The 26,311-nt window shown below is 60.7% G+C and carries 20 protein-coding genes and 4 pseudogenes; 14 read left to right on the top strand and 10 right to left on the bottom strand.

Annotated elements, in window-relative coordinates:
• Window positions 1–869: 869 nt before the first annotated feature.
• The gene (locus HAP54_RS01750) at window positions 870–1,121 is read right to left on the bottom strand and encodes a hypothetical protein (protein WP_224741413.1); all 252 of its coding nucleotides are present in this window, start codon (window positions 1,119–1,121) and stop codon (window positions 870–872) included.
• 899 nt (window positions 1,122–2,020) lie between these two features.
• Between HAP54_RS01750 and HAP54_RS01745 the strand changes: the two genes are divergently transcribed.
• On the top strand, window positions 2,021–2,416 hold the full coding sequence (locus HAP54_RS01745; RefSeq protein ID WP_166298595.1) for a hypothetical protein: 396 nt from the start codon (window positions 2,021–2,023) through the stop codon (window positions 2,414–2,416).
• Between the two features lie 323 nt (window positions 2,417–2,739).
• Here the strand turns inward: HAP54_RS01745 and HAP54_RS01740 are convergent.
• From HAP54_RS01740 to HAP54_RS01725, 4 genes and pseudogenes are all read right to left on the bottom strand, one after another.
• Window positions 2,740–3,041, bottom strand: a pseudogene (locus HAP54_RS01740) (DNA -binding domain-containing protein).
• 191 nt (window positions 3,042–3,232) lie between these two features.
• Window positions 3,233–3,544: an MFS transporter gene (locus HAP54_RS01735; RefSeq protein WP_166298594.1), complete on the bottom strand. Its 312-nt coding sequence runs from the start codon at window positions 3,542–3,544 to the stop codon at window positions 3,233–3,235.
• Window positions 3,545–3,673: 129 nt separating this feature from the next.
• On the bottom strand, window positions 3,674–4,807 hold the full coding sequence (locus tag HAP54_RS01730; RefSeq protein ID WP_166298593.1) for an FAD-dependent oxidoreductase: 1,134 nt from the start codon (window positions 4,805–4,807) through the stop codon (window positions 3,674–3,676).
• Window positions 4,808–4,996: 189 nt separating this feature from the next.
• Entirely contained in the window at window positions 4,997–5,263 is a 267-nt protein-coding gene (locus HAP54_RS01725) for a hypothetical protein (protein ID WP_166298592.1), read from the bottom strand.
• 308 nt (window positions 5,264–5,571) lie between these two features.
• Here HAP54_RS01725 and HAP54_RS01720 point away from each other — a divergent pair, with 308 nt between their 5' ends.
• Window positions 5,572–6,915: an IS1380-like element ISBdi2 family transposase gene (locus tag HAP54_RS01720; protein WP_166204320.1), complete on the top strand. Its 1,344-nt coding sequence runs from the start codon at window positions 5,572–5,574 to the stop codon at window positions 6,913–6,915.
• Between the two features lie 135 nt (window positions 6,916–7,050).
• On the opposite strand, the gene HAP54_RS01715 is transcribed toward HAP54_RS01720, so the two are convergent.
• On the bottom strand, window positions 7,051–8,493 hold the full coding sequence (locus tag HAP54_RS01715; RefSeq protein WP_166307309.1) for an IS701 family transposase: 1,443 nt from the start codon (window positions 8,491–8,493) through the stop codon (window positions 7,051–7,053).
• Window positions 8,494–8,691: 198 nt separating this feature from the next.
• Between HAP54_RS01715 and HAP54_RS01710 the strand changes: the two are divergent.
• A pseudogene (locus HAP54_RS01710) lies at window positions 8,692–9,249 on the top strand (IS1380-like element ISNha3 family transposase); the annotation flags it as partial.
• Between the two features lie 9 nt (window positions 9,250–9,258).
• On the opposite strand, the gene HAP54_RS01705 reads toward HAP54_RS01710, so the two are convergent.
• Window positions 9,259–10,323, bottom strand: a complete 1,065-nt coding sequence (locus tag HAP54_RS01705) for an IS630 family transposase (RefSeq protein WP_166204319.1) — start codon at window positions 10,321–10,323, stop codon at window positions 9,259–9,261.
• A 40-nt stretch (window positions 10,324–10,363) separates the two neighbouring features.
• On the opposite strand from HAP54_RS01705, the pseudogene HAP54_RS01700 reads away from it, so the two are divergent.
• A pseudogene (locus HAP54_RS01700) lies at window positions 10,364–11,155 on the top strand (IS1380-like element ISBdi2 family transposase); the annotation flags it as partial.
• Window positions 11,156–11,571: 416 nt separating this feature from the next.
• Window positions 11,572–12,701 (top strand): IS3-like element ISRj2 family transposase gene (locus HAP54_RS01695; RefSeq protein ID WP_166204126.1). Its coding sequence is split into 2 segments (ribosomal slippage): window positions 11,572–11,824 and window positions 11,824–12,701, totalling 1,131 coding nucleotides; the frame shifts between segments, so codons are not numbered across the junction.
• A gap of 254 nt (window positions 12,702–12,955) precedes the next feature.
• Here the strand turns inward: HAP54_RS01695 and HAP54_RS01690 are convergent.
• Window positions 12,956–13,237 carry a hypothetical protein gene (locus tag HAP54_RS01690; protein ID WP_156929153.1) on the bottom strand — a complete coding sequence of 94 codons (282 nt, stop codon included), beginning with the start codon at window positions 13,235–13,237 and terminating at the stop codon, window positions 12,956–12,958.
• Window positions 13,238–14,116: 879 nt separating this feature from the next.
• Entirely contained in the window at window positions 14,117–15,460 is a 1,344-nt protein-coding gene (locus tag HAP54_RS01685) for an IS1380-like element ISBdi2 family transposase (RefSeq protein WP_166296351.1), read from the bottom strand.
• Window positions 15,461–15,611: 151 nt separating this feature from the next.
• On the opposite strand from HAP54_RS01685, the gene HAP54_RS01680 reads away from it, so the two are divergent.
• The 9 genes and pseudogenes from HAP54_RS01680 to HAP54_RS01650 all read left to right on the top strand — a co-directional run bounded on the left by HAP54_RS01680 (window position 15,612) and on the right by HAP54_RS01650 (window position 24,827).
• Window positions 15,612–16,765, top strand: a protein-coding gene (locus HAP54_RS01680; RefSeq protein ID WP_166298591.1) for an IS3 family transposase whose coding sequence is annotated in 2 segments (ribosomal slippage) — window positions 15,612–15,861 and window positions 15,861–16,765 — 1,155 coding nt in all. Because the reading frame shifts where the segments join, the coding sequence is not laid out codon by codon here.
• A gap of 104 nt (window positions 16,766–16,869) precedes the next feature.
• Window positions 16,870–17,220 (top strand): hypothetical protein, encoded by a 351-nt coding sequence (locus tag HAP54_RS01675; protein ID WP_166298590.1) that lies wholly within the window; start codon window positions 16,870–16,872, stop codon window positions 17,218–17,220.
• A gap of 245 nt (window positions 17,221–17,465) precedes the next feature.
• A complete protein-coding gene (locus HAP54_RS52295) occupies window positions 17,466–17,591 on the top strand; it encodes a group II intron maturase-specific domain-containing protein (protein ID WP_224741415.1) in 126 nt (41 codons plus the stop codon).
• Between the two features lie 1,174 nt (window positions 17,592–18,765).
• On the top strand, window positions 18,766–19,623 hold the full coding sequence (locus HAP54_RS01670; RefSeq protein ID WP_166298589.1) for a di-heme-cytochrome C peroxidase: 858 nt from the start codon (window positions 18,766–18,768) through the stop codon (window positions 19,621–19,623).
• Between the two features lie 312 nt (window positions 19,624–19,935).
• On the top strand, window positions 19,936–20,256 hold the full coding sequence (locus HAP54_RS01665; protein WP_156929011.1) for a hypothetical protein: 321 nt from the start codon (window positions 19,936–19,938) through the stop codon (window positions 20,254–20,256).
• Window positions 20,229–20,491: pseudogene (locus tag HAP54_RS52385) on the top strand (substrate-binding domain-containing protein). Before HAP54_RS01665 ends, HAP54_RS52385 begins: the two are co-directional and overlap by 28 nt.
• A gap of 5 nt (window positions 20,492–20,496) precedes the next feature.
• Window positions 20,497–21,534 (top strand): Gfo/Idh/MocA family protein, encoded by a 1,038-nt coding sequence (locus HAP54_RS01660; RefSeq protein WP_283843226.1) that lies wholly within the window; start codon window positions 20,497–20,499, stop codon window positions 21,532–21,534.
• A gap of 111 nt (window positions 21,535–21,645) precedes the next feature.
• A complete protein-coding gene (locus tag HAP54_RS01655; RefSeq protein WP_035978167.1) occupies window positions 21,646–23,163 on the top strand; it encodes a GMC oxidoreductase in 1,518 nt (505 codons plus the stop codon).
• Complete coding sequence (locus HAP54_RS01650; protein WP_029084688.1) at window positions 23,160–24,827, top strand: GMC family oxidoreductase; 1,668 nt, start codon at window positions 23,160–23,162, stop codon at window positions 24,825–24,827. The genes HAP54_RS01655 and HAP54_RS01650 overlap by 4 nt, the downstream gene beginning before the upstream one ends.
• Before the next feature lie 297 nt (window positions 24,828–25,124).
• Here the strand turns inward: HAP54_RS01650 and HAP54_RS01645 are convergent.
• A protein-coding gene (locus HAP54_RS01645) for an IS630 family transposase (RefSeq protein ID WP_166293531.1) occupies window positions 25,125–26,071 on the bottom strand; the annotation gives its coding sequence in 2 pieces (ribosomal slippage) (window positions 25,125–25,732 and window positions 25,732–26,071; 948 coding nt in all).
• Window positions 26,072–26,311 lie beyond the last annotated feature (240 nt).

The raw sequence follows: 26,311 nt of genomic DNA, 5'->3' as shown, positions 1-26,311 counted from the left end.
CTGTCGGTCCGGACGTACAGCCGCCATGCTGTGCAAGCCGTATTAACGACAGATACGGCCGCGTCTGCGATGAGAATGCTATAGCTTCGAGAAGCTGGGTTGATGCTCATGTGCGCCTCTCCTCATCGGCAGACGAATAGCAGCCTCGAAGGCCGGTATAAATGTGGTCTGTCCATTGCACCAGCCTCCAGCGATCGTGAGCGCTGGCCTAGGAAGTGACTTTCCGTTTTCGAGGCCGTCTGGGCGGCGGCCTAGTCTGTTCGAGCTTCGCGATCGCGGCAAGCACGACAGCTGTTGCGACCGTCCCTTGGGACCACTGTGTGAGTGCCTCAATGGCGTTCTTCAACGCCTCTTCACGGGTCATAGCATGATCTCCACGCCGCGCCGCTAGGCCGATGCTACGGAAAGACGCGCGAGCGGCTGGAGGAGCCGCTAGCGCTAGTTAAGGCTGCGCGGACTTGGCCATCTCATGGGGATTGTGCAAAAGTATGAGAAGCCAAGTCCAAACGTCTCTCAGCAACTCGCGTGCCAGACAGTCACGATCCAAGAGAGGCGAAAAGCTGCGCAGCCTCTCCACGCGTCATGATCGACACGAAGCGCGGCGCTAGGGCGATCAATGAAAAGCGTGCGGACGGCGGAAGGAGCCGCCCGCACGAGTTGCTGGTGGAGACTTGGCCGTCTCACGAGGGTCATCAATAAGCAACCAAGCCAACAGGGCTCAGCAATTCGCGTGCCAGACGGTCACGCTGCAGAGACGCAAAACGGCTTGCTTTCACACCTCGTGCAGACTGACTACCTGCACTGTGGTGGCAGCTTCCGGACGTACATGTCATGAACCGGACGCGACTGAACGAGATCAGACGTGCGCTTTAGTGGCGTCTGGGGCGCGGGATGATTGGATCAACCTCGTCATCGTGTATAGCTATCAGCTCGCCGGGCTCCACGCCGAGCCTTTGCAACTGCTCCTTTTCGATCGGGCAGTTTAGCATTGCGGCCTTTGCGCCGCAGTCTTTCAGGGTCAGCTTCACGGCTTCCGCCAGATCGGTGACTGCAACCGCGTAAGTTACATGCCTGAAGTCTTCGTCGTCGTCGCTGTCTTTCTTGAAGATGGCGACAGTCACTATCCAACCATCCTCCTTGCTGCACCTCGGGAGCAGCCCTCGCCATGTGAGATCGGCTCGGACCGATGATCCTGCAAATTCGGAGCCATCGGGCATGCATGCCGTCAACCGAGCGCGGCTGCACGCAAACAAGAAACATACCTAGACTAGCCTCAACGGCTCGCGGGAGGCAGGTAACGAGGCATCATGCGCATTGCGCACTCATTAAGCTGTGCGTGAAACGCGTCGGCGGTGTCGCTGTTTCCGAAAAATATTCGACGGCGGTCACGGCCAAGAGCTTCGATACAAAATTCGCGCGCTTTGTGGATGGCTCCACGTTCCGCGTCAGTTAGTGCGCTTTGGGCATTCACAGACGAATCGGTCAGGAGGAGGAGCCGCGGCGGCGATCAACGGTCGTTTCATATCGGAGGCTCAACAAAGGCGCAGGCGAGATTGGTCCGGAATACTAATCGAGCCATCCCTCGTTGTCGAATTCGGCCGGTCTTGATTAATCCGTATCATCCCGGGAACCTCTTCCACACGAGCCGGGAGTTGCGCTAGGCTCATAGCCTCAAGAGGAGGCGACTGGGAGTGCCGAGCGAGAAGCGGGTCAGTGTTGAAGAGCGGCCGGCAATCCTCCCGCGCCTTCGTCCCATACAGGCGTGACGCAGGGCGCGTTTCCAGCGTCTCCTAGCTGATCCTGACATCGCTCAGAATGATCCGGGGCGGTTCAAGTCCATCAAGGCGGCGCAGCACTACACGGCCGTCGCGATGCGCGCGGACGCCATCCTGCGCAGGCTGATCGAGAGTTAAAGCGTGTCCGCCCGTTGTCGGCCTCGGCACGATGTGAGAGCTTATATTGGGGATGAAACCGGGTGCTTCGCGATCACATCATCATCAGCGAGATGCGAGCATAATCAATGGCCGTGACAAACGAACAGATAAAGTCTGTTGCCGTGCTCGGGACCAAAGGTATTGAGTTGCAGCTATCGCTGGCGGACAAGACAGTGCAGGAAGTTTTCTATCAAATCTGGCCATTCGCTTATTGCTACGGAGTTTTCGAGGCGCTCACCGGTCATCATCGCATGCATACAGTCGAGACATACTTGCTCATCACGGTCGGCTTCGAGGAGTTGTTGAGCGAAAAGGATGGTCGGAAGCAACTTGAAAAGGCTACTCAACTTCAGACGAATACGCTTTTCGTGGAAGGTAGAGCGCACGGCTTTGACGACTTCTCACAATGGGTGACGTCAAAAGACTACCGACCTCTATCGCGGATGAACTTCTTTGCTTTCGGCAAACCCGCGATGAAATAGGTTTTGACTTTAGCGTTGGGGATGAATTTGGCGGCACGCATGCGGACTTCATCCATCGATCTGTATTTCGGCTCCGCTAGAAGCGCGTCTAGATACTCATCCGCATAGATTTCGTTCTCGATTTTGAACGAGCCAACCGACATCGGTCAATGCCTCGCGGAGGAGCTGCGAGACGGTCGTAGATGACCATAGACCAACCTGCGAGACGGTAGGCCGTTTCGAACTCTCCTTTGTCAGCGGCTCGAAGCGTTGCCCGCCCCACAAGAAATCCGGCACTGAGGCTAGAGCGCACGGCCTCCATGCTGTGCATTAAGCATACGCGCCTACCGCGAGAGGACTGCGAGCGCGAATTGAAGTTCACCGCTAGCTGCACTGGGCCAGCCGCTCCGCAACAGATGCTTGTAGCCTTGATTAGCCATCCATCGGGCGCGGGCGAGATGCGTCTCATTGGCCCGGCGGGCGCGCTCCGGCTCGTGTGTGGGATCGATGCGCGACACTCCGCGACCTCGTGCCAGTCAGCGCCCTCTGCATCCGCGTCGAGCAGGCGCATATAGGTGACGGCGTGCTCCCGGTCGTAAGGGGGCAGGCTCTGATCGGTCGGGGCCGTAGCGAGTGGCTTTTGCATTTCCGTATTTCTCCCAAGGCCGGCGTAAGGTTGCGTGAGAACTTGGCGCGAATTGCGGCGCTGAGCGTGTCGCGCTCCCGTAGCCCGGAGGCGACGGGCTCAGGCCCGGGCAGCCGGCGAGTTTTCCGGTTCTTGGTCCACCGTCAAGACAGTTGCGACCGCCGTCACTACTGCCTCGGCAGCGCCGACGATCATACGGCTCGCGATGATGTGATAGATGTCGTTAAGCCAGACCGGCGCCGATTCCGCGATCGCGTCGCTATCAAAGCACTCTTGCGTCCAACGCGCTTGACCAAAACGCCTACGAATGGCGACAGGATCGCGATGATCACCGCCGACCCGGCAAGCACCGTCGGAACCAATATTTGCGGTTCCGGGTTCTGCGCAAGATCTTTCATCATAAACGGCAGGACTTGCGATACAGAACCACTCCAAAAATCGTCATCCATGGGGCAGATGTCAAAATCCATCCCTGCAGCGACCCCGCCTGTCTTGTGATACATTTCCCCCTCTCGTGAAATACTTGTTGTGGGCCGAAGTGAGTACGGAGTTTGCGTTCGGTCCACGGACGTGGCCCTGCCACCGCGGAATCGACGTCCGATCCCTTCCCAGCTGACTTCGCCTGCTTCCGATCAGACGGGCGTAGCCAGAAACGCGTAGCCTTCACGAAGAAGGCCCATCGAATGGTCCCGGTCATGCTCCGGTTTGCGCTCTTCCCGGCAAATGGCGTATGCGATGTCGTATACGCGACTGACCCTTTGCTCGCGCCGACGGCAATAGGTCACGAGCGAAGTCTCCAAGTCATCGTTGCGATCCAGTTCCTGGGCAAGAACCAGTGCATCCTCGATTGCCATACCGCCGCCGGATGTCATTTGCGGCGTCAACGAATGGGCCGCGTCGCCCAATAGCACGACACGGCCACGGTGCCAGGGGGCTGGCATCATCAAGACATCAAATGGGCGGTAGCTTATGTGCTTGTCTTCGCCGATCACCTTGGCAGCCGCGACCAGTTCGGGCGCCGTAAAGGGGGCGAGCAGTTTACGGAGATAGTCGCACACCTGATCTTGCGGAATACGAAGCTTTTCGTCCGTGCGTTCCAAGAAGAACAGATAGCACAGTTCCTTCGATAGCGGCAGCGCGCCAACTACCCGGCCCGTCGGAAGGCGATATAGGACGAAGCCATTCATCGCCTCGGTGCGAAAAACCGTATAACGCCATACGCCTTGACCGGCGTAGTGCGGCTTGAACTCTTCGCCGAAGATGCTCTGGCGGATGTTGGAATAGGCACCATCCGCAGCGATCAGCAGGTCGGCGCGGTCCGTCTCGCCGTTCGATAGCTGAACCGTCACCCCTCCATCGTCCTGATCAATTCGGGTGACCGTTGTGTTGAAATCAATCTTCGCGCCGCCCTTCGTCGCAAAGTCTTCCAGGATCTGTCCCAGACGTGGCCGCATGATTCCCAGTGCGCCAGGACGATCGGCGTCCCAAATTCTTGGGGTGGACTGTTCGCTCAGAATCGTTCCTGCGCCATCGCGCACCGACACGATGTCCCAACCAAGGCCACCTTCAAGACACGCATCCACCAATCCCAGTTCGGCGAGTGCCCGCAAGGCGTTCCCCAGCAGCGTAATACCGGTGCCGATCCGGTCACGCTTGTCTCCCATTTCAATGACTCTGGTGGATACGCCGATCTGTTGAAGCGCATGGGCCACCGTCAAGCCGCCAATTCCGCCACCCACGATGAAAACCGTCTTCACCGCGCCCATGTTTCCTCCTCTCCTTGTTGGCATTTTATTATCTTGGCGATCACACTTCGCGGGCGTCAACAACTCGGGTGCCAAAGAGGAGAGGAGCAAGCGACTCGCTTCTTCACAACGCGCCAGCTAACTGCTCGTGGAGCTTCCGGACATGCATGTTTCCAATCCGACGCTGTTGAATGAAAAATCAGACGTTGGCTAATGATGCCGAGGCCGTGAGGTGATTGGATCAATGTCATCGTCGTGAACCACGGCCAGTTCGCCAGCTTCCAAGCCGAGACTTTGCAACATTCCAGCTTCGAGCGGACGGTTAAGCACTGCGCCCTTTGCGACGCTATCTCTCATGGCCAGCTTTGCGGCTTTGCTCGGGTTTGCGACTGCGACCGCGTAAGTTATGTGCCTGTACCCGTCGTCGTCGTCATCGCCGTCTTCCTTGATGGCGACCGTCACTAACCAACCGTCCATCTTGCCGCTCCGTGAGGCATTGGCCTACGAGCTAACGAGCCTCTGCCAGAGCCATCGAACATCCGTGACACGGGGCTAGCCGCGAGGTCGGGGCCGCGTGCGCCAGTCCGTTGATCAGGTCTCTTGCTTTCGAGGCGTATCCGGTGACGACCTAGTCCTACTGCGTCACAAACGATGATCTGTCTAGCCCGTCTTATTCGTCAGAGTGCGCCTGAGAGGCTGGCGAGCGTGGTGTAAAGCGCTGATGCGGCGTAGGATTCGGTTGCAAAGCCAACCCCATCACCTCAACCGCGAACGCCAGGCCCGCCATGACCGATGATACGATTCTGCCCTTCTCGTTTCCAGCCGTTCACGCCAAGAAAGTCACAGCTGCCTTCGATGGCGGTCGGCTGACCTCGAACGGGGGCGTGATGCTTCTGGCGATGGCCGAGCGGCGTCTCGGCTTGGCCGACAATTTGGCCCGGGTGTTCCCGGATCGGCGCGATCCGACGCGGGTCGTGCACAGCCTTGTCGATATGTTCCGCGCGCGCATGTTCGCGATCTGCTGCGGCTACGAGGACGCCGACGACCTCGATCATCTGCGGTCCGATCCCGCATTCAAGCTGGCCTGCGGACGGCTGCCGGACACGGGTCGCGATCTGTGTTCCCAACCGACGCTGTCGCGGCTGGAGAATGCTCCGCGCCTGCGCGACGTGATCCGACTGACCTACACTTTGGTCGACGCATGGATGGATAGCTACCCGCGCGAGCCGGCATCCGTCACGCTCGACATCGATGATACCTGCGATGTCGTCCACGGCCATCAGCAGCTCTCGCTGTTCAACGCTCATTATGACGAACGCTGCTTCCTGCCGATCCACGTCTACGACACGGAGAAGAGCCGGCCCGTGGCGGTCGTGCTGCGGCCCGGCAAGACGCCGGGCGGCGTCGAGGTGCGTGCCCATCTGCGCCGCCTGATACGGCATATCCGGACGCGGTGGCACAACACGCGAATCACGTTCCGTGGCGACGGGCACTATGCCCGGCCGGAGGCCATGGCGTGGTGCGAGACCAACGGCATCGACTACATCTTCGGTCTGTCCGGCACCAAGCCGCTCGCCAGAAAACTCGACGAGGCCGCCGACGACATCCGCACGCGACGCGCCATCGAGAACCTGCCGGTTCTGCGTGGCTATACCGAGACGCGCCACAAGGCCAAGTCCTGGGATCGCGAACGGCGTACCGTCGCCCGTATTGAGGCGACGATGCTCGGCCTCGACATCCGTTTCGTCGTCACCAGCCTCGATGTCGGCTCGGCCGAGTGGATCTACGACAGCCTGTATTGCGCGCGCGGCCAAGCCGAGAATCTGATCAAGCTGCATAAGACACAGCTCGCCTCCGATCGCACCAGCTGCCGTTCGGCGCTCGCCAATCAAGTCCGCCTCGTTCTCCACACCGCCGCTTATTGGCTGATGCTGACCGTGCGCGACGCGATTCCCAAAGCCCGGGAATTGGCCACAGCCGAGTTCGCGACGCTGCGTCTTCGTCTCTTGAAACTCGCTGCCCGTGTGGTCGAGACCACGAGCCGCATTCGCCTTGCGTTTGCCGCGGCCTGTCCCGAAGCCGACCTGATCCGCGGCTTGCCAGGCGCGCTGCTGCCGCTCGGTCCTTGACCGGCGGGGCGTCCGCCCCCCGTTCGCCCAACCTACACCTCAAGCGCGTTGCAAAGTACCGGTCGTCAGGCGGTGAAAAGCCGAAGGCAATCCCGCGCGCCTCGTCAGAGCAGATGTGCGGCCACATCAATCGGACTAAAAAAACGCACTCTCACGAATAGGACGGGCTAGTGGTCGAACTTGATCGCACAACAAGGACATCTCGACAGCGTTCGGACGAGCCCATGTTCGAGGCGCCGTCGCATCGTCGCGATCGAATTTGGAATGTGACGTTGGGTCCGCAGCGGCAAATCCGCGGGGTCTGTAATCTGCGGGAATGCGATCGAGCAGGATCGGCCGGGCGTGCCGAGTGCCTGAGGGGGGAATCGTCTCCCGCTCGGAGATCAGGAATCCGTAGGCTGCGATGCACATTGTTGCGTGATGATGAAAGCCGCGCCAGCCGCGTCCCTCGAAGTGGCCGAGCCCGACCTCCTGCTTGAGTTCCTGATAGTCGCGTTCGATGCGCCAGCGCAATTTAGCCGTCTCAACGAGAGTCCGGAATGCCACATCCTCCGGCAATGTCGAGAGCCAGTATTTGGTAGGCTGGTCCTCGCCTTTTGGCCATTCGATCAGCAACCATTCCTCCAATCGCCGGGTGGTTTGCCAATAATCACGATGCGCGGCACGGACCCGCACGCGGGCAAAGCGCGAGGTCAGCTTTTCGTTCGTTCCTTGCCGCCACGTGATGGTGCGCCAAGCTTTGGCCGGCAGGCCGATCGCGAGCGCCTTGACGGCGGCCGGCTGATGCTGACGGTTGCGGCGCATCAGTTTCGGTGGACGGCCGCGGCCCGACCATGGCTTCGGCGGCAAGGGACCGGTACCGGGCGCCCATACCGTTGTGCTCGACAGAAGACCCGCCACATAGGTCAATCCCAGCGCCGTGATCTCCGTGCGCAGGTCGCTGTTATTGCCATAGCCCGCGTCCATCAGTACGACACCGCGTGGAAGGCCGCTCGCGCAGGCCCACCGCAACTGCTCCAGCGCGATCTCCGGCTTGGTCCGGAAGCCAACTTCGGCAGGAATGCCCACCTTGCGCCGCCGATCGCAGTCCTCAGTCCATTCCTTCGGAAGATAAAGGCGATAAGCGACAGGCAGGCTGGCGTGGTGGTTGGCAATCGACAGTGACACCGCCACCTGACAATTATCCTGCTTGCCGAGCTGCCCGCAATATTGCCGTGCAACTCCAACTGAATGTCGGCCCTGCTTGGGAAATCCGGTATCGTCGATGATCCAGGCTTCGATGGGGCCCTGGCGTTCAATCGCCGGCAGGACCATCTCACGTACCTTGCCCAGCACCTTCTCATCCGACCAGGCGCCGCTGCCGACGAAATGCAGCAGCGATTGATGCTGGGCGGCCGTCCGTTCCGGAGCTGTCACCGCCGCCATCGACTCCACGCTCTTGCGACCGCCACAGGCCATCAGGCCGACGCAATAGTCGCGCAGCGGCGCCTTCCGATCAGCATGACCGATGACACTGGCAAGCCCTTCCAAATACGTCGCAAATCGCTTCTCGCTCGTCTTGGTGCCACGCCCGCTCATGTCGGCCTCTCGACTGATGGTCCGTGCTTCATCCATCGCTGATTCTGGCCGGCGGTTTTGTGACTCAGTCAGACTAGCCCGTCTTATTCGTCAGAGTGCGCCTGAGAGGCTGGCGAGCGTGGTGTAAAGCGCTGATGCGGCGTAGGATTCGGTTGCAAAGCCAACCCCATCACCTCAACCGCGAACGCCAGGCCCGCCATGACCGATGATACGATTCTGCCCTTCTCGTTTCCAGCCGTTCACGCCAAGAAAGTCACAGCTGCCTTCGATGGCGGTCGGCTGACCTCGAACGGGGGCGTGATGCTTCTGGCGATGGCCGAGCGGCGTCTCGGCTTGGCCGACAATTTGGCCCGGGTGTTCCCGGATCGGCGCGATCCGACGCGGGTCGTGCACAGCCTTGTCGATATGTTCCGCGCGCGCATGTTCGCGATCTGCTGCGGCTACGAGGACGCCGACGACCTCGATCATCTGCGGTCCGATCCCGCATTCAAGCTGGCCTGCGGACGGCTGCCGGACACGGGTCGCGATCTGTGTTCCCAACCGACGCTGTCGCGGCTGGAGAATGCTCCGCGCCTGCGCGACGTGATCCGACTGACCTACACTTTGGTCGACGCATGGATGGATAGCTACCCGCGCGAGCCGGCATCCGTCACGCTCGACATCGATGATACCTGCGATGTCGTCCACGGCCATCAGCAGCTCTCGCTGTTCAACGCTCATTATGACGAACGCTGCTTCCTGCCGATCCACGTCTACTACCCAGAATCAGAGCTGAGTGATACGGCGGCCTTTGAAACGGCGTTGACGGACCTTTTTCTTGGTCCAGACGAAGGGCTCGGCTCTGTCGTTGTATGCGTTGACGTAGGCATCGATGTGCTCCTGAAGCTGCGTGAGGCTTGTGAAGGAGGTGCCGCTGAGCGACTGCCCCTGCAAGATCGAAAACCATACCTCGACCTGATTGAGCCAAGACGCACTTGTCGGCGTGAAATGAAATTGCACGTTGGGGTGGGCCTTGAGCCAATGCTCGTTCTTCTTGTGGGTGTTGAGGTTGTCGAGGATGACGTGAAGCTTCCGGTTCGGAAAAGCCGCGGTGACGCTGTTCATGAAGTCGAGAAACTCGACGCGGCGTCGGCGTTTTGAATGCGCCGCGATGATCTTTCCGGTGGCGACTTCGAGCGCCGCAAACAATGTTGTGGTGCCATGCCGCTTGTAATCGTGGCTCTGGCCGGTCAAGGCGCGGCCATTGGGCAACTTCAGATAACCCTGCGCTCGCTCCAAAGCCTGGATCGAGGGCTTCTCGTCCACGCACAGCACAATGGCCTTCGCGGGCGGGGCGACATAGAGGCCGACAACATCGGCGGCTTTGGCCGTAAAGTTCGGGTCGTTGCTCTCACACCAGGACTTACGAGCCGCGAGGTCAATCTTGTGGCTGCGCAGGAACCGCCAGACATATTGGACGTCAACATCGCCCAGCGCCCCGGCCAGCAGGGGCCCGGTCCAGCGTGCGAACCCGTCCGGCGGCGGCTTGTCCAGCAGCTTCAGAATCCGCTTGTCGGTGGCCTTCGTATAGATTGGCTGCTTGCCCGGTCGCGGCTTGTCTTGCAGCCCTTCAAGGCCTTGGTCGGCATAGCGATGCCGCCAAAGGCTGACAATCCGCGGCTGGACCCCAACTTCCTTGGCGATCGACCGAGTGCTGCGTCCATCCGCCGCCAACAGAACTATCCGCGCCCGCTTCAAATCGCGCTGCAACGTCACCGGGGAGCGGCAACACGCCTCAAGCACCTTGCGATCTTTCCTCGAAAGGTGGACTTCTCTTGCTTCGGGTATCATCCCGACCTTGAATCACGACTCACGCTTTAAGAACAGTAGGTACTACGACACGGAGAAGAGCCGGCCCGTGGCGGTCGTGTTGCGGCCCGGCAAGACGCCGGGCGGCGTCGAGGTGCGTGCCCATCTGCGCCGCCTGATACGGCATATCCGGACGCGGTGGCACAACACGCGAATTACGTTCCGTGGCGACGGGCACTATGCCCGGCCGGAGGCAATGGCGTGGTGCGAGACCAACGGCATCGACTACATCTTCGGTCTGTCCGGCACCAAGCCGCTCGCCAGAAAACTCGACGAGGCCGCCGACGACATCCGCACGCGACGCGCCATCGAGAACCTGCCGGTTCTGCGTGGCTATACCGAGACGCGCCACAAGGCCAAGTCCTGGGATCGCGAACGGCGTACCGTCGCCCGTATTGAGGCGACGATGCTCGGCCTCGACATCCGTTTCGTCGTCACCAGCCTCGATGTCGGCTCGGCCGAGTGGATCTACGACAGCCTGTATTGCGCGCGCGGCCAAGCCGAGAATCTGATCAAGCTGCATAAGACACAGCTCGCCTCCGATCGCACCAGCTGCCGTTCGGCGCTCGCCAATCAAGTCCGCCTCGTTCTCCACACCGCCGCTTAATGGCTGATGCTGACCGTGCGCGACGCGATTCCCAAAGCCCGGGAATTGGCCACAGCCGAGTTCGCGACGCTGCGTCTTCGTCTCTTGAAACTCGCTGCCCGTGTCGTCGAGACCACGAGCCGCATTCGCCTTGCGTTTGCCGCGGCATGTCCCGAAGCCGACCTGATCCGCGGCTTGCCAGGCGCGCTGCTGCCTCTCGGTCCTTGACCGGCGGGGCGTCCGCCCCCCGTTCGCCCAACCTACACCTCAAGCGCGTTGCAAAGTACGGGTCGGTCAGGCGGTGAAAAGCCGAAGGCAATCCCGCGCGCCTCGTCAGAGCAGATGTGCGGCCACATCAATCGGACTAAAAAAAGCACTCTCACGAATAGGACGGGCTAGCAGGCTGTTGAAGAACTCAGCCGCGTTCGCAAACGAAGGCTGAATCGTCGCCATTGTGCATGTAGAAGTGACCGACGAGCCTGCCCGCGGTGCCGATCATAGCCCACCGGCGACCGCAGGCGGGGTCATTCTCGTCGTGCCCTTCTCATGAGAACTCAGAGCTGGCTCCGCAAATTCGGACAGTAGCTTGAGTGGATTTTCTGCCTGACAGCGGCGAGGATTCTTGCCGCGAATCAGGAGCGAAGATGACGAAGAAGAGCCGCCGGATGCATTCTCCGGCATTCAAGGCGAAGGTTGCTTTGGCTGCGGTCAAAGGCGACAAGACGCTGGCGGAGCTGGCGCAACTGTTTGATGTTCATCCGAACCAGATCACGATCTGGAAAAACCAGCTCCTGGAAGGCGCCGCCGGCGTGTTTGGGCATGACAAGGCGTCGGCCGAGACGCCGGTCGATTTGAAGGCGTTACATGCCAAGATCGGCGAGCTGGCGTTGGAAAACGATTTTTTGTCCGGCGCGCTCACCAAGGCGGGCCTGCTGAGCGCAAAGCGATGATCGACCGCGGTCATGATCTTTCTATCGTGCGCCAGGCGAAGGTCCTGAAGCTGGCTCGCAGCACGGTCTACTATGAACCTCGGCCAGTTTCGGCCGAGGACCTTGCCTTGATGCGTCGGCTCGATGAGCTGCATCTCGATTATCCCTTCGCGGGAGCGCGTATGCAGCGATCGTTGCTGCGGCGGGAGGGCGTATACGCCGGTCGCCGCCACATCGCGACGCTGATGAAGCGCATGGGGATCGAGGCGGTCTATCGTCGCCCGAACACGAGTAAGCCGGCACCGGGTCACAAGATCTACCCGTACCTGTTGCGCGGATTGAAGATCGAGCGGCCCGACCAGGCGTGGGCAATGGACATCACCTACATTCCGATGCGGCGTGGCTTCGTCTATCTCGCGGCGGTCGTCGATGTGTTCAGCCGACGGGTCCTGGCCCATCGCGTCTCGATCACAATGGAGGCGGCCTTCTGCGTCGAAGCGGTCCAGGAGGCGTTGGCGAAGCACGGCAGGCCCGAGATTTTCAACACGGACCAGGGCAGCCAGTTCACCAGCCTCGAGTTCACCGATGTGCTGCTGGACGCGAAGATCGCCATCAGCATGGACGGCAAGGGCGCCTGGCGCGACAACGTGTTTGTCGAGCGGCTCTGGCGCACGGTCAAATACGAAGAAGTTTATCTCCGCGCCTACGACAGCGTGTCCGAGGCGCGAGCGTCAATTGCCAAGTATCTGGCCTTCTACAATCAGGGACGCCCTCACTCGAGCCTTGACGGGCGCACGCCCGACGAGGCTTACTTCGGCACGCAAGCTATGGTGATGGCCGCATGACCGTCGCCGACGATTTTGTCGTCGCTCTGGTCGGGCTACGCCCTCCCGACGCAACGACAAAATCGTAAGGCCCCGCGTTCAGCATAACCCGGCAGGAATCCACTTAAATCCCGCGGGGCGCTGTCCAAACAACCGGCGCCAGCTCTCTCTGCGCGGGCCGAACCGTCTCGCGCGCCGTAGCGGACACCGCGCCCGATTGCCGGTAGACCGCGAACTATCGCTCCTTGCCGAGTCATCGTGTTCCCTGATCAAACTTAATGGAGCTGGCGGGGCCAGATCAGCCAATCATGCGTGTCGTCCCATAGGGAACAAATCCCGCCTTTCACCATGCCGAGATCATCCAGTTGCTGTAGACTGAGTTCAGAATTCGCCAAGGCCACCCCGCCGAGACCGGCATCCAATGAGAATCGGGCGGCGCCGACATCCAGTGAAGCCTTGATGGCTTCGGTGGCGTTAGCCACCGCGACCGCATACGTTACGTGCCGAAGTTGGCCGCTTTCTATGTAGCCAATTGAAACCATCCAACCTGCTGCCATGTGTGCGATCCGATATGGAGCTGCCCCAGCTTACTCTGCGCCACTAAGCGCAAAGCGCACCTACCAATAGTGGGAGGTTGGAAGGGCCGGCTCCCTTAGGCTCGCAACCTCAAGAGGAGTGGCAGATTTGACGAGCGAGAAGCGGATCAGCGTTGAACGGCCGGCGATCCTGACGCGTCTCCGTCGGGTGCAGGCGTGGCGCAGGTACGGCTCCAGCGGATGCTAGACTAGCCGATCCCACATCGCCAGAATGATCCCGCGCGACACAAGTCCATCAAAGCCGCGCAGCACTACTTAGCCGTCTCGACGCGCGCCAAAATCTTCTGATGGGGCTGACAGAACGCTAGGCATATGGCTCCGTGGGCCGGACCCGCTTGCGTAGCGATCTCACGTCACGCTCGCGCCGAGAACGGCTCAGTCGCGGTCAGAGTAGTGATGCACGTTGCCACCGCAATGCTGTCCGCTCGGGCTTAGAGGCCCCCAGAGGTACTGGGCCCGTTCTTTTGAAGCGTCCACATAGGACACTGCCGCTGACTGACATACGCGAAGCGCTCTCCTGATCCGACATGTAATGGTGAGTATTATGTTCTGGACCGATTTTGATGGCGTCGAGTTGTCTTATAGGCTTAGCGGGGATATCGCTCGTCGCGCTCATCGTCAGCGTAAGTTGGGGTGAGTGAGCTGCTGCCGGTTTGATGGACACCGAGATTAGCCCGTCCTATTCGTGAGAGTGCGTTTTTTTAGTCCGATTGATGTGGCCGCACATCTGCTCTGACGAGGCGCGCGGGATTGCCTTCGGCTTTTCACCGCCTGACGACCCGTACTTTGCAACGCGCTTGAGGGATGGGTTGGGCGAACGGGGGGCGGACGCCCCGCCGGTCAAGGACCGAGCGGCAGCAGCGCGCCTGGCAAGCCGCGGATCAGGTCGGCTTCGGGACATGCCGCGGCAAACGCAAGGCGAATGCGGCTCGTGGTCTCGACGACACGGGCAGCGAGTTTCAAGAGACGAAGACGCAGCGTCGCGAACTCGGCTGTGGCCAATTCCCGGGCTTTGGGAATCGCGTCGCGCACGGTCAGCATCAGCCAATAAGCGGCGGTGTGGAGAACGAGGCGGACTTGATTGGCGAGCGCCGAACGGCAGCTGGTGCGATCGGAGGCGAGCTGTGTCTTATGCAGCTTGATCAGATTCTCGGCTTGGCCGCGCGCGCAATACAGGCTGTCGTAGATCCACTCGGCCGAGCCGACATCGAGGCTGGTGACGACGAAACGGATGTCGAGGCCGAGCATCGTCGCCTCAATACGGGCGACGGTACGCCGTTCGCGATCCCAGGACTTGGCCTTGTGGCGCGTCTCGGTATAGCCACGCAGAACCGGCAGGTTCTCGATGGCGCGTCGCGTGCGGATGTCGTCGGCGGCCTCGTCGACTTTTCTGGCGAGCGGCTTGGTGCCGGACAGACCGAAGATGTAGTCGATGCCGTTGGTCTCGCACCACGTCATGGCCTCCGGCCGAGCATAGTGCCCGTCGCCACGGAACGTAATTCGCGTGTTGTGCCACCGCGTCCGGATATGCCGTATCAGGCGGCGCAGATGGGCACGCACCTCGACGCCGCCCGGCGTCTTGCCGGGCCGCAGCACGACCGCCACGGGCCGGCTCTTCTCCGTGTCGTAGACGTGGATCGGCAGGAAGCAGCGTTCGTCATAATGAGCGTTGAACAGCGAGAGCTGCTGATGGCCGTGGACGACATCGCAGGTATCATCGATGTCGAGCGTGACGGATGCCGGCTCGCGCGGGTAGCTATCCATCCATGCGTCGACCAAAGTGTAGGTCAGTCGGATCACGTCGCGCAGGCGCGGAGCATTCTCCAGCCGCGACAGCGTCGGTTGGGAACACAGATCGCGACCCGTGTCCGGCAGCCGTCCGCAGGCCAGCTTGAATGCGGGATCGGACCGCAGATGATCGAGGTCGTCGGCGTCCTCGTAGCCGCAGCAGATCGCGAACATGCGCGCGCGGAACATATCGACAAGGCTGTGCACGACCCGCGTCGGATCGCGCCGATCCGGGAACACCCGGGCCAAATTGTCGGCCAAGCCGAGACGCCGCTCGGCCATCGCCAGAAGCATCACGCCCCCGTTCGAGGTCAGCCGACCGCCATCGAAGGCAGCTGTGACTTTCTTGGCGTGAACGGCTGGAAACGAGAAGGGCAGAATCGTATCATCGGTCATGGCGGGCCTGGTGTTCGCGGCTGAAGGTGATGGGGTTGGCTTTGCAACCGAATCCTACGCCGCATCAGCGCTTTACACCACGCTCGCCAGCCTCTCAGGCGCACTCTGACGAATAAGACGGGTTAGGTGTTTCATGAAGCCGGAGGTGGCGATGAAAAGACGGAAGTTCAGCCGCGAGTTCAAGGTCGAGGCGGTCAAGCTGGTGCGGGAACGTGGGGTGTCGGTGGCGCAAGCTGGCCGTGACCTGGATGTTCATGAGAATGTTCTCCGCAAATGGGTGAAGGAGTTGGGCTCCGACCCGGCGCAAGCCTTTCCCGGCCACGGGCAGATGAAGCCGGAGCAGCAGGAGATCGAGCGGCTGCGCCGTGAGGTCGCCAAGCTGAAGGCCGAGCGGGATATCCTAAAAAAGGCCGCAGCCTACTTCGCGAAGGAAGCGACATGAAGTTCGCCTTCGTCGCGAAGCACCGGACGATCTGGCCGGTGGCATGGCTATGCGATGCGCTGGGAGTGTCGCGGTCGGGCTTCCATGCCTGGCTGAACCGCTCTCCCAGCGCCAGATCCCGCAGCGACGAGGAGCTCGGCGGCAAGGTCAAGGCCAGCTTCGCCGCCAGCGACCGCACCTATGGCGCACGCCGGGTGTGGCGTGACCTGCTCGCCGACGGGGCGGATTGCGGCCTGCACCGGATTGAGTGGCTGATGCGCCTGCAAGGCTTGCGGGCGCGGCCGCGACGTCGGCGCTTACCGAAGGACAGCGGCGATCGACAGCTCGAGACCGTACCGGCGAACCTCCTTGACCGGCAGTTCGCCGCCGAGCGGCCGAACCAGAAGTGGATCGCCGACTTCACCTATCTCTGGACGGCCGAAGGCTGGCTCTATGTCGCAGCGGTGATCGACCTGTTCTCACGCCGCGTGGTGGGCTGGTCGATGAGTGCCTCCATGACGGCACAGCTCGTGACGGACGCATTGTTGATGGCCGTCTGGCGGCGCGGCAAGCCGGATGCGCTGTTGCATCACTCCGACCAGGGCAGCCAGTACACCAGCGAGCAGTTCCAGCGCCTGATGGCCGACCACGGCATCGTTTGCAGCATGAGCCGCTCCGGCAACGTCTGGGACAACGCGGCGATGGAGAGCTTCTTCTCCTCGCTCAAGACCGAGCGTACGGCCAACAAGATTTATCAAACCAGAGATGAGGCACGCGCCGATGTGTTCGACTACATCGAACGATTTTACAACACGACCCGCAGGCACTCGACCATCGGCTATCTCAGCCCGGTTGAGTTCGAGCGCAAGGTGGGATTAGCTTAAGCGGGTGTCCATCAAACCGGCAGCAGCTCAGCAGCTCACTCCTCCGTCTTTGTTCGGAGCTCGAGGCTGGCCGAGCTCAGGCAGAGAAACGGATAGAGGAGTTGTTGAAGGTCGCGGACGAGCTTGAAGCGAAACGCATCGTTAGCGCAGGCCAGATCGAAGGGCTCCTGAGGCATTGCGCGGAGCAGCAGGAGAGCGGAGCTGAGTCAGAGAGCCGGATACAAGAGCTGTTGAAGTTCAACGAAGAACTCGAAGCAAAGCGCTCGGCTAGCGAGGATCGGATCGAAGCACTTCTTCATCTCTGCTCGGAACTTGAGGTTGGTCGAGCTCAGTCAGAGCATCGGATTCAGGAGCTTTTAGGACTTGCCGAGGAGCTTGAGGGTAAGCGTGCGGCAGCTGAAGAGAGAATTCGCCGTTTGCTGGAGAAAGAAGCTCCAGATACTAAAGCCCCATGACTTAGCCAGCGATGTGCCGAGATTAGTTTGTCGCCAAATGGGGCATCCTCCGGAGAGCCTGGATGCTTTGTGACGTTTGACCATAGTGTCGTTTCGAGGTGCGACAAAAATACTATCCACGCGAATTTGCACTGCTGGCCGCATTCGCTACCGGCGATGTTCGGGATCTAATCGTGCAACGCTGCTGCTGGCGGTTCCGCGAAGCCTCTCGCCTGGCTGGAACGAAGAGCCTCAGCTAATTAACATTGCTCCGACGAATCCATGAACGCACGACGTCACAGTATTACCCGGACACACCAGAGAACACCATCACCGTTATCAGCCGCCTTCTTCGCGGCTGGTGCGGTTACTTCGACCAAGCCCTTTCATGAAGACGTATGACTTCATCGGGTGGTACGTCGATCGCCGTCTGCGGCACTGGATAATGCGACTACCAGGAGGAGGTGGTAGGGGCTTCGAAGAGTATCCGCAGGATTACCGGCACGATACGCTCCAACTCTTCCGCATCCAGACCGTCGTACTGACCGATCGAGCGCGAAGGTCTGACGGACAAGTAAAAGCCGGGTGCGCGAAATCTGCATGCCCGGTTTGACGAGCGACGTTTGAAGCGGAACTGTGGTGCGAACTGCGACACCGGCGAAGGCCGCGGAAATAGTAAAGACTCGCGACTTATGGTCACCGTGGTAGCGTCCAGTCTGCCGACCTCGAGAATCCGGTCATCGAGGAAGCGACCTGCCAATATTGAGCGCGTAGCGGATGTCATCAGCGAGCATCGAGCCGCTGGAGATCATCCACGGATGTTTTTCGAACCACGGCTTTAACGACCCGACCAGAGGCCAGCGGGCGTTCCATGCGCGCGGCGCCGGTGCCTGGTCAAATTGACCCGAGGCTGGCGTCCGGCGGATCGCAAAGCTCTACGCCATCGAAGCTCCACCAATTCACCAATGCATGAGCGTCCACGATTCTTGTGATGAGCGATTTCGCTCAGCCGATCATAACTGTCATAGGTATCGGATAAGCGTCTGTTGAAGCCGTCCAGGGACTATTCTGCGAATGCGCGACTGCGACCGAGGGCATATCGGCAGAGCACGATCGCAGACTTGACCGCTATAGCCGCGGTCGTTGGACGATCGTCCAAAAGTCGCGCTTCTTCGTTTGACCACGCTCAGATCGGGCACCGGCGCCACGATTTCACACGAACAGGCGATCCGCGGCTGCGAAATCGCAGCACATGAGGTTGGCAACGGGCTGCCGATGGGAAGCAGGGCGGCATCACCAATTGCCAAGTGTCGCGCGATCAAGCCCGATCCCTTGGCGGCCATAGATTTCGGCCTAAGGGTGAACGGGCGTCAGCAGGAGTTTCTACGATCAATGGGGTTGCCGAGCCGTTGTCCTCTCCCAAATTTGGTAGGTTGAACTTAGTGGACCGCGCCCTTTAATGGCCGATAGTCAAGGACCCGCGGGCCCAAAGGCAGGTCAGAGGATCGAGCCAAGCTTGCCGCAACCGAGGGATTTCAGCGAACGTTTCTTCGGGCGATTTTAACAATGAAGTCAGTAGGCCATACGATGCTCCGTGCTCTCGTTCTAATCGCCTTAACGGTTTTCGTCACAACACGGTCGATCGCTCAGGGCACCAACGCCAATCCCTTCTACGTTGACCAAGGTCTGGATTGGACCGCGGCAGCGAGAGCAGATTTCTATTCGCGCGATCAAGGCTCGCGTTTGATCGCGTTGTCTAGGATGCAGGCCCTGAAGCAAAGGAACGGACAGCCGTTCCTGGCGGATGGTTTGTCACGGTTATCTACCGAATCCTGCAACTCCGGCCAACCTTCCCATAGGCTTTCACGCTCTGGCCCTCAAGACTGTCAGGTCGTGGGAATGACTTGTTCAGCATGTCACACGCTCCAGATCGAAGTTAACGGCAAGGTGTATCGGGTGGATGGCGGTCCGGGGTTCGTCGACTTCTACGCACTGCTTCGCGACCTAGACAAGGCGGTGGGCGAAGTGATTGCCAGCGACAGCTCATTCGCTCCGTTTGCTGCAGCTGTTCTGCGGTCCGCAGTGCCGGATGCGATAGATGTTGCGGATCTTCGTCTACAGGTAGGTGGGGGGTACTTGCGGTTTCACACGCTCATGCATGGTGCGCGCGCTGCCAGAGAACGGCTGGGGGGTTGCCGTTTGGATGCTGTAGGGATGATTTTCAACCGCGTATCCGGTCTGGACATCGGTCCGCCACCCGACTTCATGATTCCGGAAAACATAAAAACCGCCGACGCTCCCGTGAGATATCCATTCCTTTGGAATGCGCCGCGGCAAGACAAGACGCAGTGGCCGGGTTTCGCAAAAAACGGAAGTGGCATTGTAGGGCTGGCTCGGAACGTGGGCCAGGTTCTGGGGGGCTAAGTTTGAGCCGAAACGTCAGGGAGGGGTCATCAATTTCCTCATCAATAATTCCGCTAACTTCGACGGTCTGAGCGAACTCGAAAACTTAGTAACGCGAATCGGCCCTCCGAAATGGCCTTGGAAGTGTGACGCTGCCTTGGTTGCCCAAGGCGACGTGATTTTCGAAAGAGATCCCGCCGAAGGGGGATGTAGCGCATGCCATGCGATCCAAGAGGGCGAGCAGCGCTTTCCGTTCGTCAAGACGTGGAGACTGCGATCCAAAACGCGGGTACATGGGAATACGATGTCCTCGCCTGGAAAGCGAAGACTGGCGTGCTGAAAGGAGCGTACATTCCGCTGGCGACGGCTCCCCTTGAGGAGAGCGATCAGGTTCTTAACATTCTTGCGACCTCGGTTATTGGCTCGATCGCAGAACACGTGTTGACCGGCGGCACCGCTTCCACCACAGCGCGGGTGGCGGTGGCGCCACTTGCCGTCGAGCCCGCGTGGATCATTGAGAGCATGCTAACGAAAGATGGCGGCTTCGACGCCATGAAGCGCTTGCTGTCGTCGGAGAGGCGACCAACGGCGGTGGTTGCTTCAACGACGTCGTGGCAATCGGCGCGATGTTGGCGATCGCACGACAGGGGCTGACCGTCGGGCGCGATGTTGCCGTCGTCGGTTTCGATGATACCGCCGAGGCCATCATGTCTCTCCCGCTCTGACCACTGTGTCGGTCGATGCCGGTAGTCTCGGAGAGCGCGCCGCGCAGATGCTGCTGAGGCAGATCAACGAGGGCGAGCGTCGTCTCGAGAGTTGCGGGGGCGAAGCGCGGTTGGTCGTTCGGGAGAGTTGTGGAGCGGAATTCAAACGGAGAATCGCATCTTGAGTGGCCTGCGTTGGGGATTGATCGGTGCAAGTACAATCGCGCGCGAGTGGATGATCGAGGCCATCCGCGGAGCGGCTGGCGCGGTGCGGGCTGTGATGAGCAGCGATCCGGAGCGGGCGCAGCGATTTGCCAGCGAGAACGGGATCGCGATAGCAACAACCAGCCTCGACGCGTTGCTCGGAAGCGGTATCGATGCGGTCTACATCTCGACAACAAATGAGCATCATTGTTCGCAAACGCTGGCCGCGGCCGCGGCCGGCAAGCATGTGCTGTGCGAGAAGCCGCTCGCGCTGAACTTGCCGGACGCGAAGCGAATGGTCGCGACCTGCAAGGCGGCAGGGGTGCAGATGGGGACAAACCATCATTTGCGCAACGCGGCCACCCATCGTGCAATTCATGCCGCGATCAAGGCGGGCCACATCGGCAAGCCTCTATTCGCCCGCGTTTTTCATGCGGTCTATCTTCCGCCGCACCTGCAGGGCTGGCGGATTGAGAGGCCGGAAGCGGGCGGCGGCGTCGTGCTCGATATCACCGTTCATGATGCCGACACCTTGCGTTTCGTGCTCGACGAAAATCCTGTCGCCGTGACCGCGATGACGTCGCGGGGTGGTATGGGCCAGGCAGGTCTCGAAGACGGTGTCATGGGGGTAGTCCGCTTCGAAAACGGGCTGATTGCCCAGTTCCACGATGCCTTCACGACAAGATACGCGGTGACCGGCTTCGAGGTCCATGGCGAAGAGGGATCGCTGATCGGGACCGACTGCATGACCCAGGTGCCCAAGGGCGAGGTCTTGCTGCGGACCAGGGACGGCGAAAGGCAGCTCTCGATTGCGCACGAGAATCTCTATCTACGGGCGGTGCGCCTGTTCGGCGACGCGGTTGCCGCCCGTGGCGCGCCGTCGGCTACGGGCGAAGACGGGATCAAGTCGCTGAGCGCCGCCCTGTCGACGCGCGAGGCTGCCCGAACGGGACGCGAGGCTCCCATCGATCTGACGACCCGAGGTGCATATGGTACGAACGAAGGTCTTGCGCATGCGCGCTGATGCTGACGTCCGGCTCGGACAACCGCACACTTTTGCGTTCAACCTCGACAAGGCGGTGCTGTTCGACCCAACGACCACGCGCCGTATCTGATCGAGTGGTGCGAGACCTGCATGAAGATCACGGAGTCAACCGATGTCCTCGTCATCGGGTCTGGAATGGGCGGTGCGAACTTTGCCGCGGGTCTGGCGCCTACGGGCGCAAAGATCGTGATCCTCGAGCGCGGCCAGCGTCTGCGCGATAGCGAGGCTGCGCGGGACGCAAGGGCGATCTTTCAGCGCGGGGTGTTCCGGCCGCAGGAGTCCTGGGTCGATGGGGCGGGGAAGGCCTTCAATCCCGGCAACTACTACTGCGTCGGCGGCAATACCAAGCTCTACGGGGCGGTCCTGATCCGCTACCGCGCTCAAGACTTCGCGCCCATCGCGCACCGCGATGGAACGACGCCGGGCTGGCCGTTCAGCTATGGCGAACTGGAGCCATGGTATACCCGGGCGGAACAGCTCTACAACGTGCGCGGCGCGCTCGGAGACGATTCCTCGGAGCCTTTTCACTCCGCGCCCTATCCGTTCGGCCCCGTGCCGGATGAGCCGGCGATTGCGGCGGTACGGCAGCGGCTCAAGAAGATCGGGCTCAAGCCGTTTATACTGCCGCTTGGCATCGACATCGAGACATGGCTCAAACGTGCCAAGACTCCGTGGGATGCATTCCCCGACGCCGGGCACGGCAAGATGGATGCCGAATCCTGCGGGCTTGCCTGTGCTCTCGCCCATGACAATGTCGCGCTGCGCGAAGGTGCGCAGGTCAAGCGGCTGGTCGTCGAGCCGGACGGCAAACGCATTGCCGGCGTTGAGGTCATTCAGGCCGGTGAGCGGACCATGATCGGCGCCGGCATCGTGGTGCTCGCGGCGGGCGCCGTCAATTCGGCCGCACTGCTTCTGCGCTCGTCACAGGCCGGCATCGCGAACCGCTCCGATGCAGTCGGCCGTTATTTCATGAACCACAATTCCTCGGCTGTGCTGGCGATCGATCCGCGCGTCGTCAACAACTCGATCTACCAGAAGACGATCGGCACCAACGATTTCTATCTCGATGATGGGCACGGCGGACCGCCGCTGGGCAACATCCAGTTGCTAGGACGTGTCACCGCGCCGATTCTGAAGGCCAACATGCCGCTCGCGCCGGAATTGGCGCTTGGGCTGATGAGCCGGCATGCGGTCGACTGGTACGTGATGAGCGAGGATCTGCCGCGCGCCGAGAGCCGTGTGACGGTCGATGGTGCGAATATCCGGCTCGACTGGCTGCGCTCGAACTGGACGACCCATTTGGCGCTGGTGGCGACGTTGAAGGAACGGCTGCGTGCCGCAGGTTATCCGATCGTACTGTCAAAGGCGTTCGACCGGCGCACGCCCTCGCATCAGTGCGGGACAGTGCGCATCGGCCTCGATCCAGCGACATCACCGCTCGATCCGTTCTGCCGCTCCTTTGATCACCCCAATCTGTTCGTTGTCGATGCGTCGTTCCTGCCGACCTCGGCGGCGGTGAACCCGTCGCTGACGATCGCCGCCCAGGCGTTGCGCGTCGCGGATCATGTCGCGAGGACCGATCTTCGAACTCATGGGGACATGAGATGACGGTTTACGACTACATCGTCGTCGGCGCCGGCTCGGCCGGCTGCGTGCTCGCCAACCGCCTGAGCGTCGATGCGTCGACCAGGGTGCTGCTGCTCGAGGCCGGCGGCAGCGACAACAACCCGCTGTTCAGCATGCCGGCGGGGTTTGCCAAGATGACCAAGGGCATCCCCTCCTGGGGATACTCGACGGTGCCCCAGCGTCATCTCGGCGCGCGGGTGCTCCGCTATACCCAGGCGAAGGTGCTAGGTGGCGGCTCCAGTATCAACGCGCAGGTTTACACCCGCGGAAATGCCCGCGATTATGATGGTTGGGCGGCGGATGGTGCGACAGGCTGGAGCTACGCGGATGTCTTGCCGTATTTCAAGCGCACCGAAGACAACCAGCGCTTCGTCGACGCCTACCATGCGCGCCGTGGTCCCTTGGGCGTCTCGGTGCCTGTCAATCCGTTGCCGATCAGCGAAGCGTTTCTGCTAGCCGGGCAGGAATATGGAATGCCCTACAATCCCGATTTTAACGGTGCGCGGCAGGAGGGCGTCGGCCACTATCAAGTAACGGTGCGAGATGCCCGGCGGTGCTCGACCGCCACCGCCTATCTGCAGCCGATCCGCGGCCGACCGAATCTCACCGTCCTTACCGACGCCTACAGCACGCGGATCGTGGTCGAGAATGGGCGTGCTGTGGGAATCGCGTCGGTACGCGGAGGGCAGCGGGAGATCGTTCGCGCCGAGCGGGAGGTCATCCTTGCGTCCGGCGCCATCGGATCGCCTCGCCTTCTGCTGCTATCGGGGATCGGTCCGGCCGACCATCTGAAATCAGTCGGTGTCAAGCCGATCCACGATTTGCCCGGCGTGGGCGAGAATCTTCAGGACCACCTCGACGTCTATGCGATCGCGGAGTGCAAGGGCGACGTTACCTACGACAGCTATGTGAAACTGCATCGTATGATCTGGGCGGGACTGGAATATCTGCTGTTCAAGCGCGGACCGGTCGCGTCCACCCTATTTGAGACAGGGGGCTTCTGGTATGTCGAGCCGGCGGCGAGGGCGCAGGAATGGCCGGACGTGCAATTCCATCTCGGGCTCGGCTCAGGAATCGAGGCGGGCGTAGAAAAGCTAAAACATGCAGGCGTCACGCTGAATTCGGCATTCTTGCGGCCGGGCTCGCGTGGTACCGTGCGGCTCGCAAGCGGCGATCCTTCCGCGATGCCTCTGATTGACCCAAACTATTGGTCTGATGCGCGTGATCGCCCGGCAGCGATCGAGGGGCTGAAGATGGCCCGTGAGATTCTCCGGCAACCCGCGCTCGAGCCATTCGTCATGGTCGAGCGGATGCCCGGTGTTGCGGCTACAAGCGAAGCCGCTCTCGTCGACTATGCTGTCAGGACCTGCAAGACCGATCATCACCCTATAGGCACCTGCCGGATGGGCACTGACCAGCTGGCGGTGGTCGATCCGTCGCTGAGACTTCGTGGAGTCGATGGTCTGCGGATTTGCGACGCTTCCGTGATGCCGCGCATCACGTCATCCAACACGAACGCGCCCACCATCATGATAGCGGAGAAGGCGGCAGACCTGATTCTCGGGAAGACGACGTTCGCCGCACCGCACTTGGCAAACATGGAACGTCGCACGTCGAACGAACGGCTCAACCCGAAAAATCGATGAAGTGGGCTGTGTTGTAGCCGCAGTATTAGTTGGCGCGTTGCGCAGCCAGACTCACGTCTCGCTTTCGTCGAGAAGGGTTTTTTGGAGCATTTGCTCGTCCGCTCGGCCTCGATCTCGAAGTACTGCAGGCGAGGTCCGAAGGCATCCGTGTGCCGCCCAGGATGAGGATAACAAAACATACCAGACCGACCGGATGCAGAATTGATTATAGTTCCTTGATAGCGAACTTGAGGCGTCGTCTGCTTCATCCCGACATGATGCAATTCTGAGCAGTCGGGATGCTAGAGCATTTTCCGATCACGTTGCGTCGTAACCAGCCGCGACGAGATAATTTTGGCATTCCTCGGGTGAGAAGCGCTTGAGAGCGTTGGCGATTGCTTGCCAGAGATCGGGCATGGTGCGCGCTGCGGCGGCCCGCAACAGGGCTTTCAGTTTAGAGAAGGCCATTTCGATCGGGTTGAAGTCTGGACTGTAGGGCGGAAGATAGAGCAGGCTTGCTCCGACCGCCCGGATGGCCTCTCGAACGCCATGGACCTTGTGAGCGGGCAAGTTGTCCATGATAACGGTATCGCCCGGCCGCAGCGATGGGGCGAGCAATTGCTCGACGTAGGCCAGGAAAGCGTCGCCATCCATTGGACCGTCCAGAACAAGCGGCGCGATCAGACCGTCGGAGCGCAATCCAGCGGTGAATGTCGTCGTCTTCCAATGTCCGTGTGGGATAGCTGCACGACATCGCTCGCCGCGTGGCGAGCGGCCGTAAAGCCGCGCCATTTTGGTGTTGGCGCTGGTTTCGTCGATGAAGACGAGACGCTCAGGGTCAAGATCGATTTGCCCTTCGAACCACTCCTCACGCGCGGCATTTATATCGCCGCGCCGTTGCTCGGCGGCGTGCGCTGTCTTTTTTTAAGTGTGATCTTTCTGCGCTGGAAAAAACGCCAGAGCGACGCGATGCCAGTCGATATTCCACGACGTTTCAACAGTTCTCGCAACTCGGCGAGCGTGATATCCGGCTTCGCTGTCACTGCCTCCAGAATCAATTGCGAATGCGCTTCGATGCGCTGCGATTTGCGGTCACCGCCCTGGCGTTTAGGAACGATGTCGCCAACTTCCTTGAGGCGACCGCGCCAGCGGATCGCACTGGCCGCGCTGACACCAAAGCGCTCAGCAGCCTGTCGACAGGACATGCCACCGTCAATCGCGGCTATCACCCTTTGACGAAGATCAACCGAAAGCGCCCTGGCCATACATGCTGGCCTCCCTCGCCAGCATGCAGCTTGAATCTGACTCGCGCCGTTTTGGGAATCCCCACCCGATTCATTCCGGTCGGAAAATGCTCTAGGAGGTAGAACATGCCAAATATGCGTAATCCACCACCCAGCCCGGCATCATCGATAGATATTGGAGGCAGCTTCTCAGCTTGCGTAATACTTTGAACCGCGGTTATCGAATGCAGGGCGGGTGCCTTCGAGGACGTCGACTAGATA

The organism is Bradyrhizobium sp. 2S1, assembly GCF_011516625.5.
GTDB classification, from domain to species: domain Bacteria; phylum Pseudomonadota; class Alphaproteobacteria; order Rhizobiales; family Xanthobacteraceae; genus Bradyrhizobium; species Bradyrhizobium septentrionale.
The sequence above is the reverse complement of the archived record's forward strand: the minus strand, read 5'-3'. Positions and strand labels throughout refer to the sequence as shown.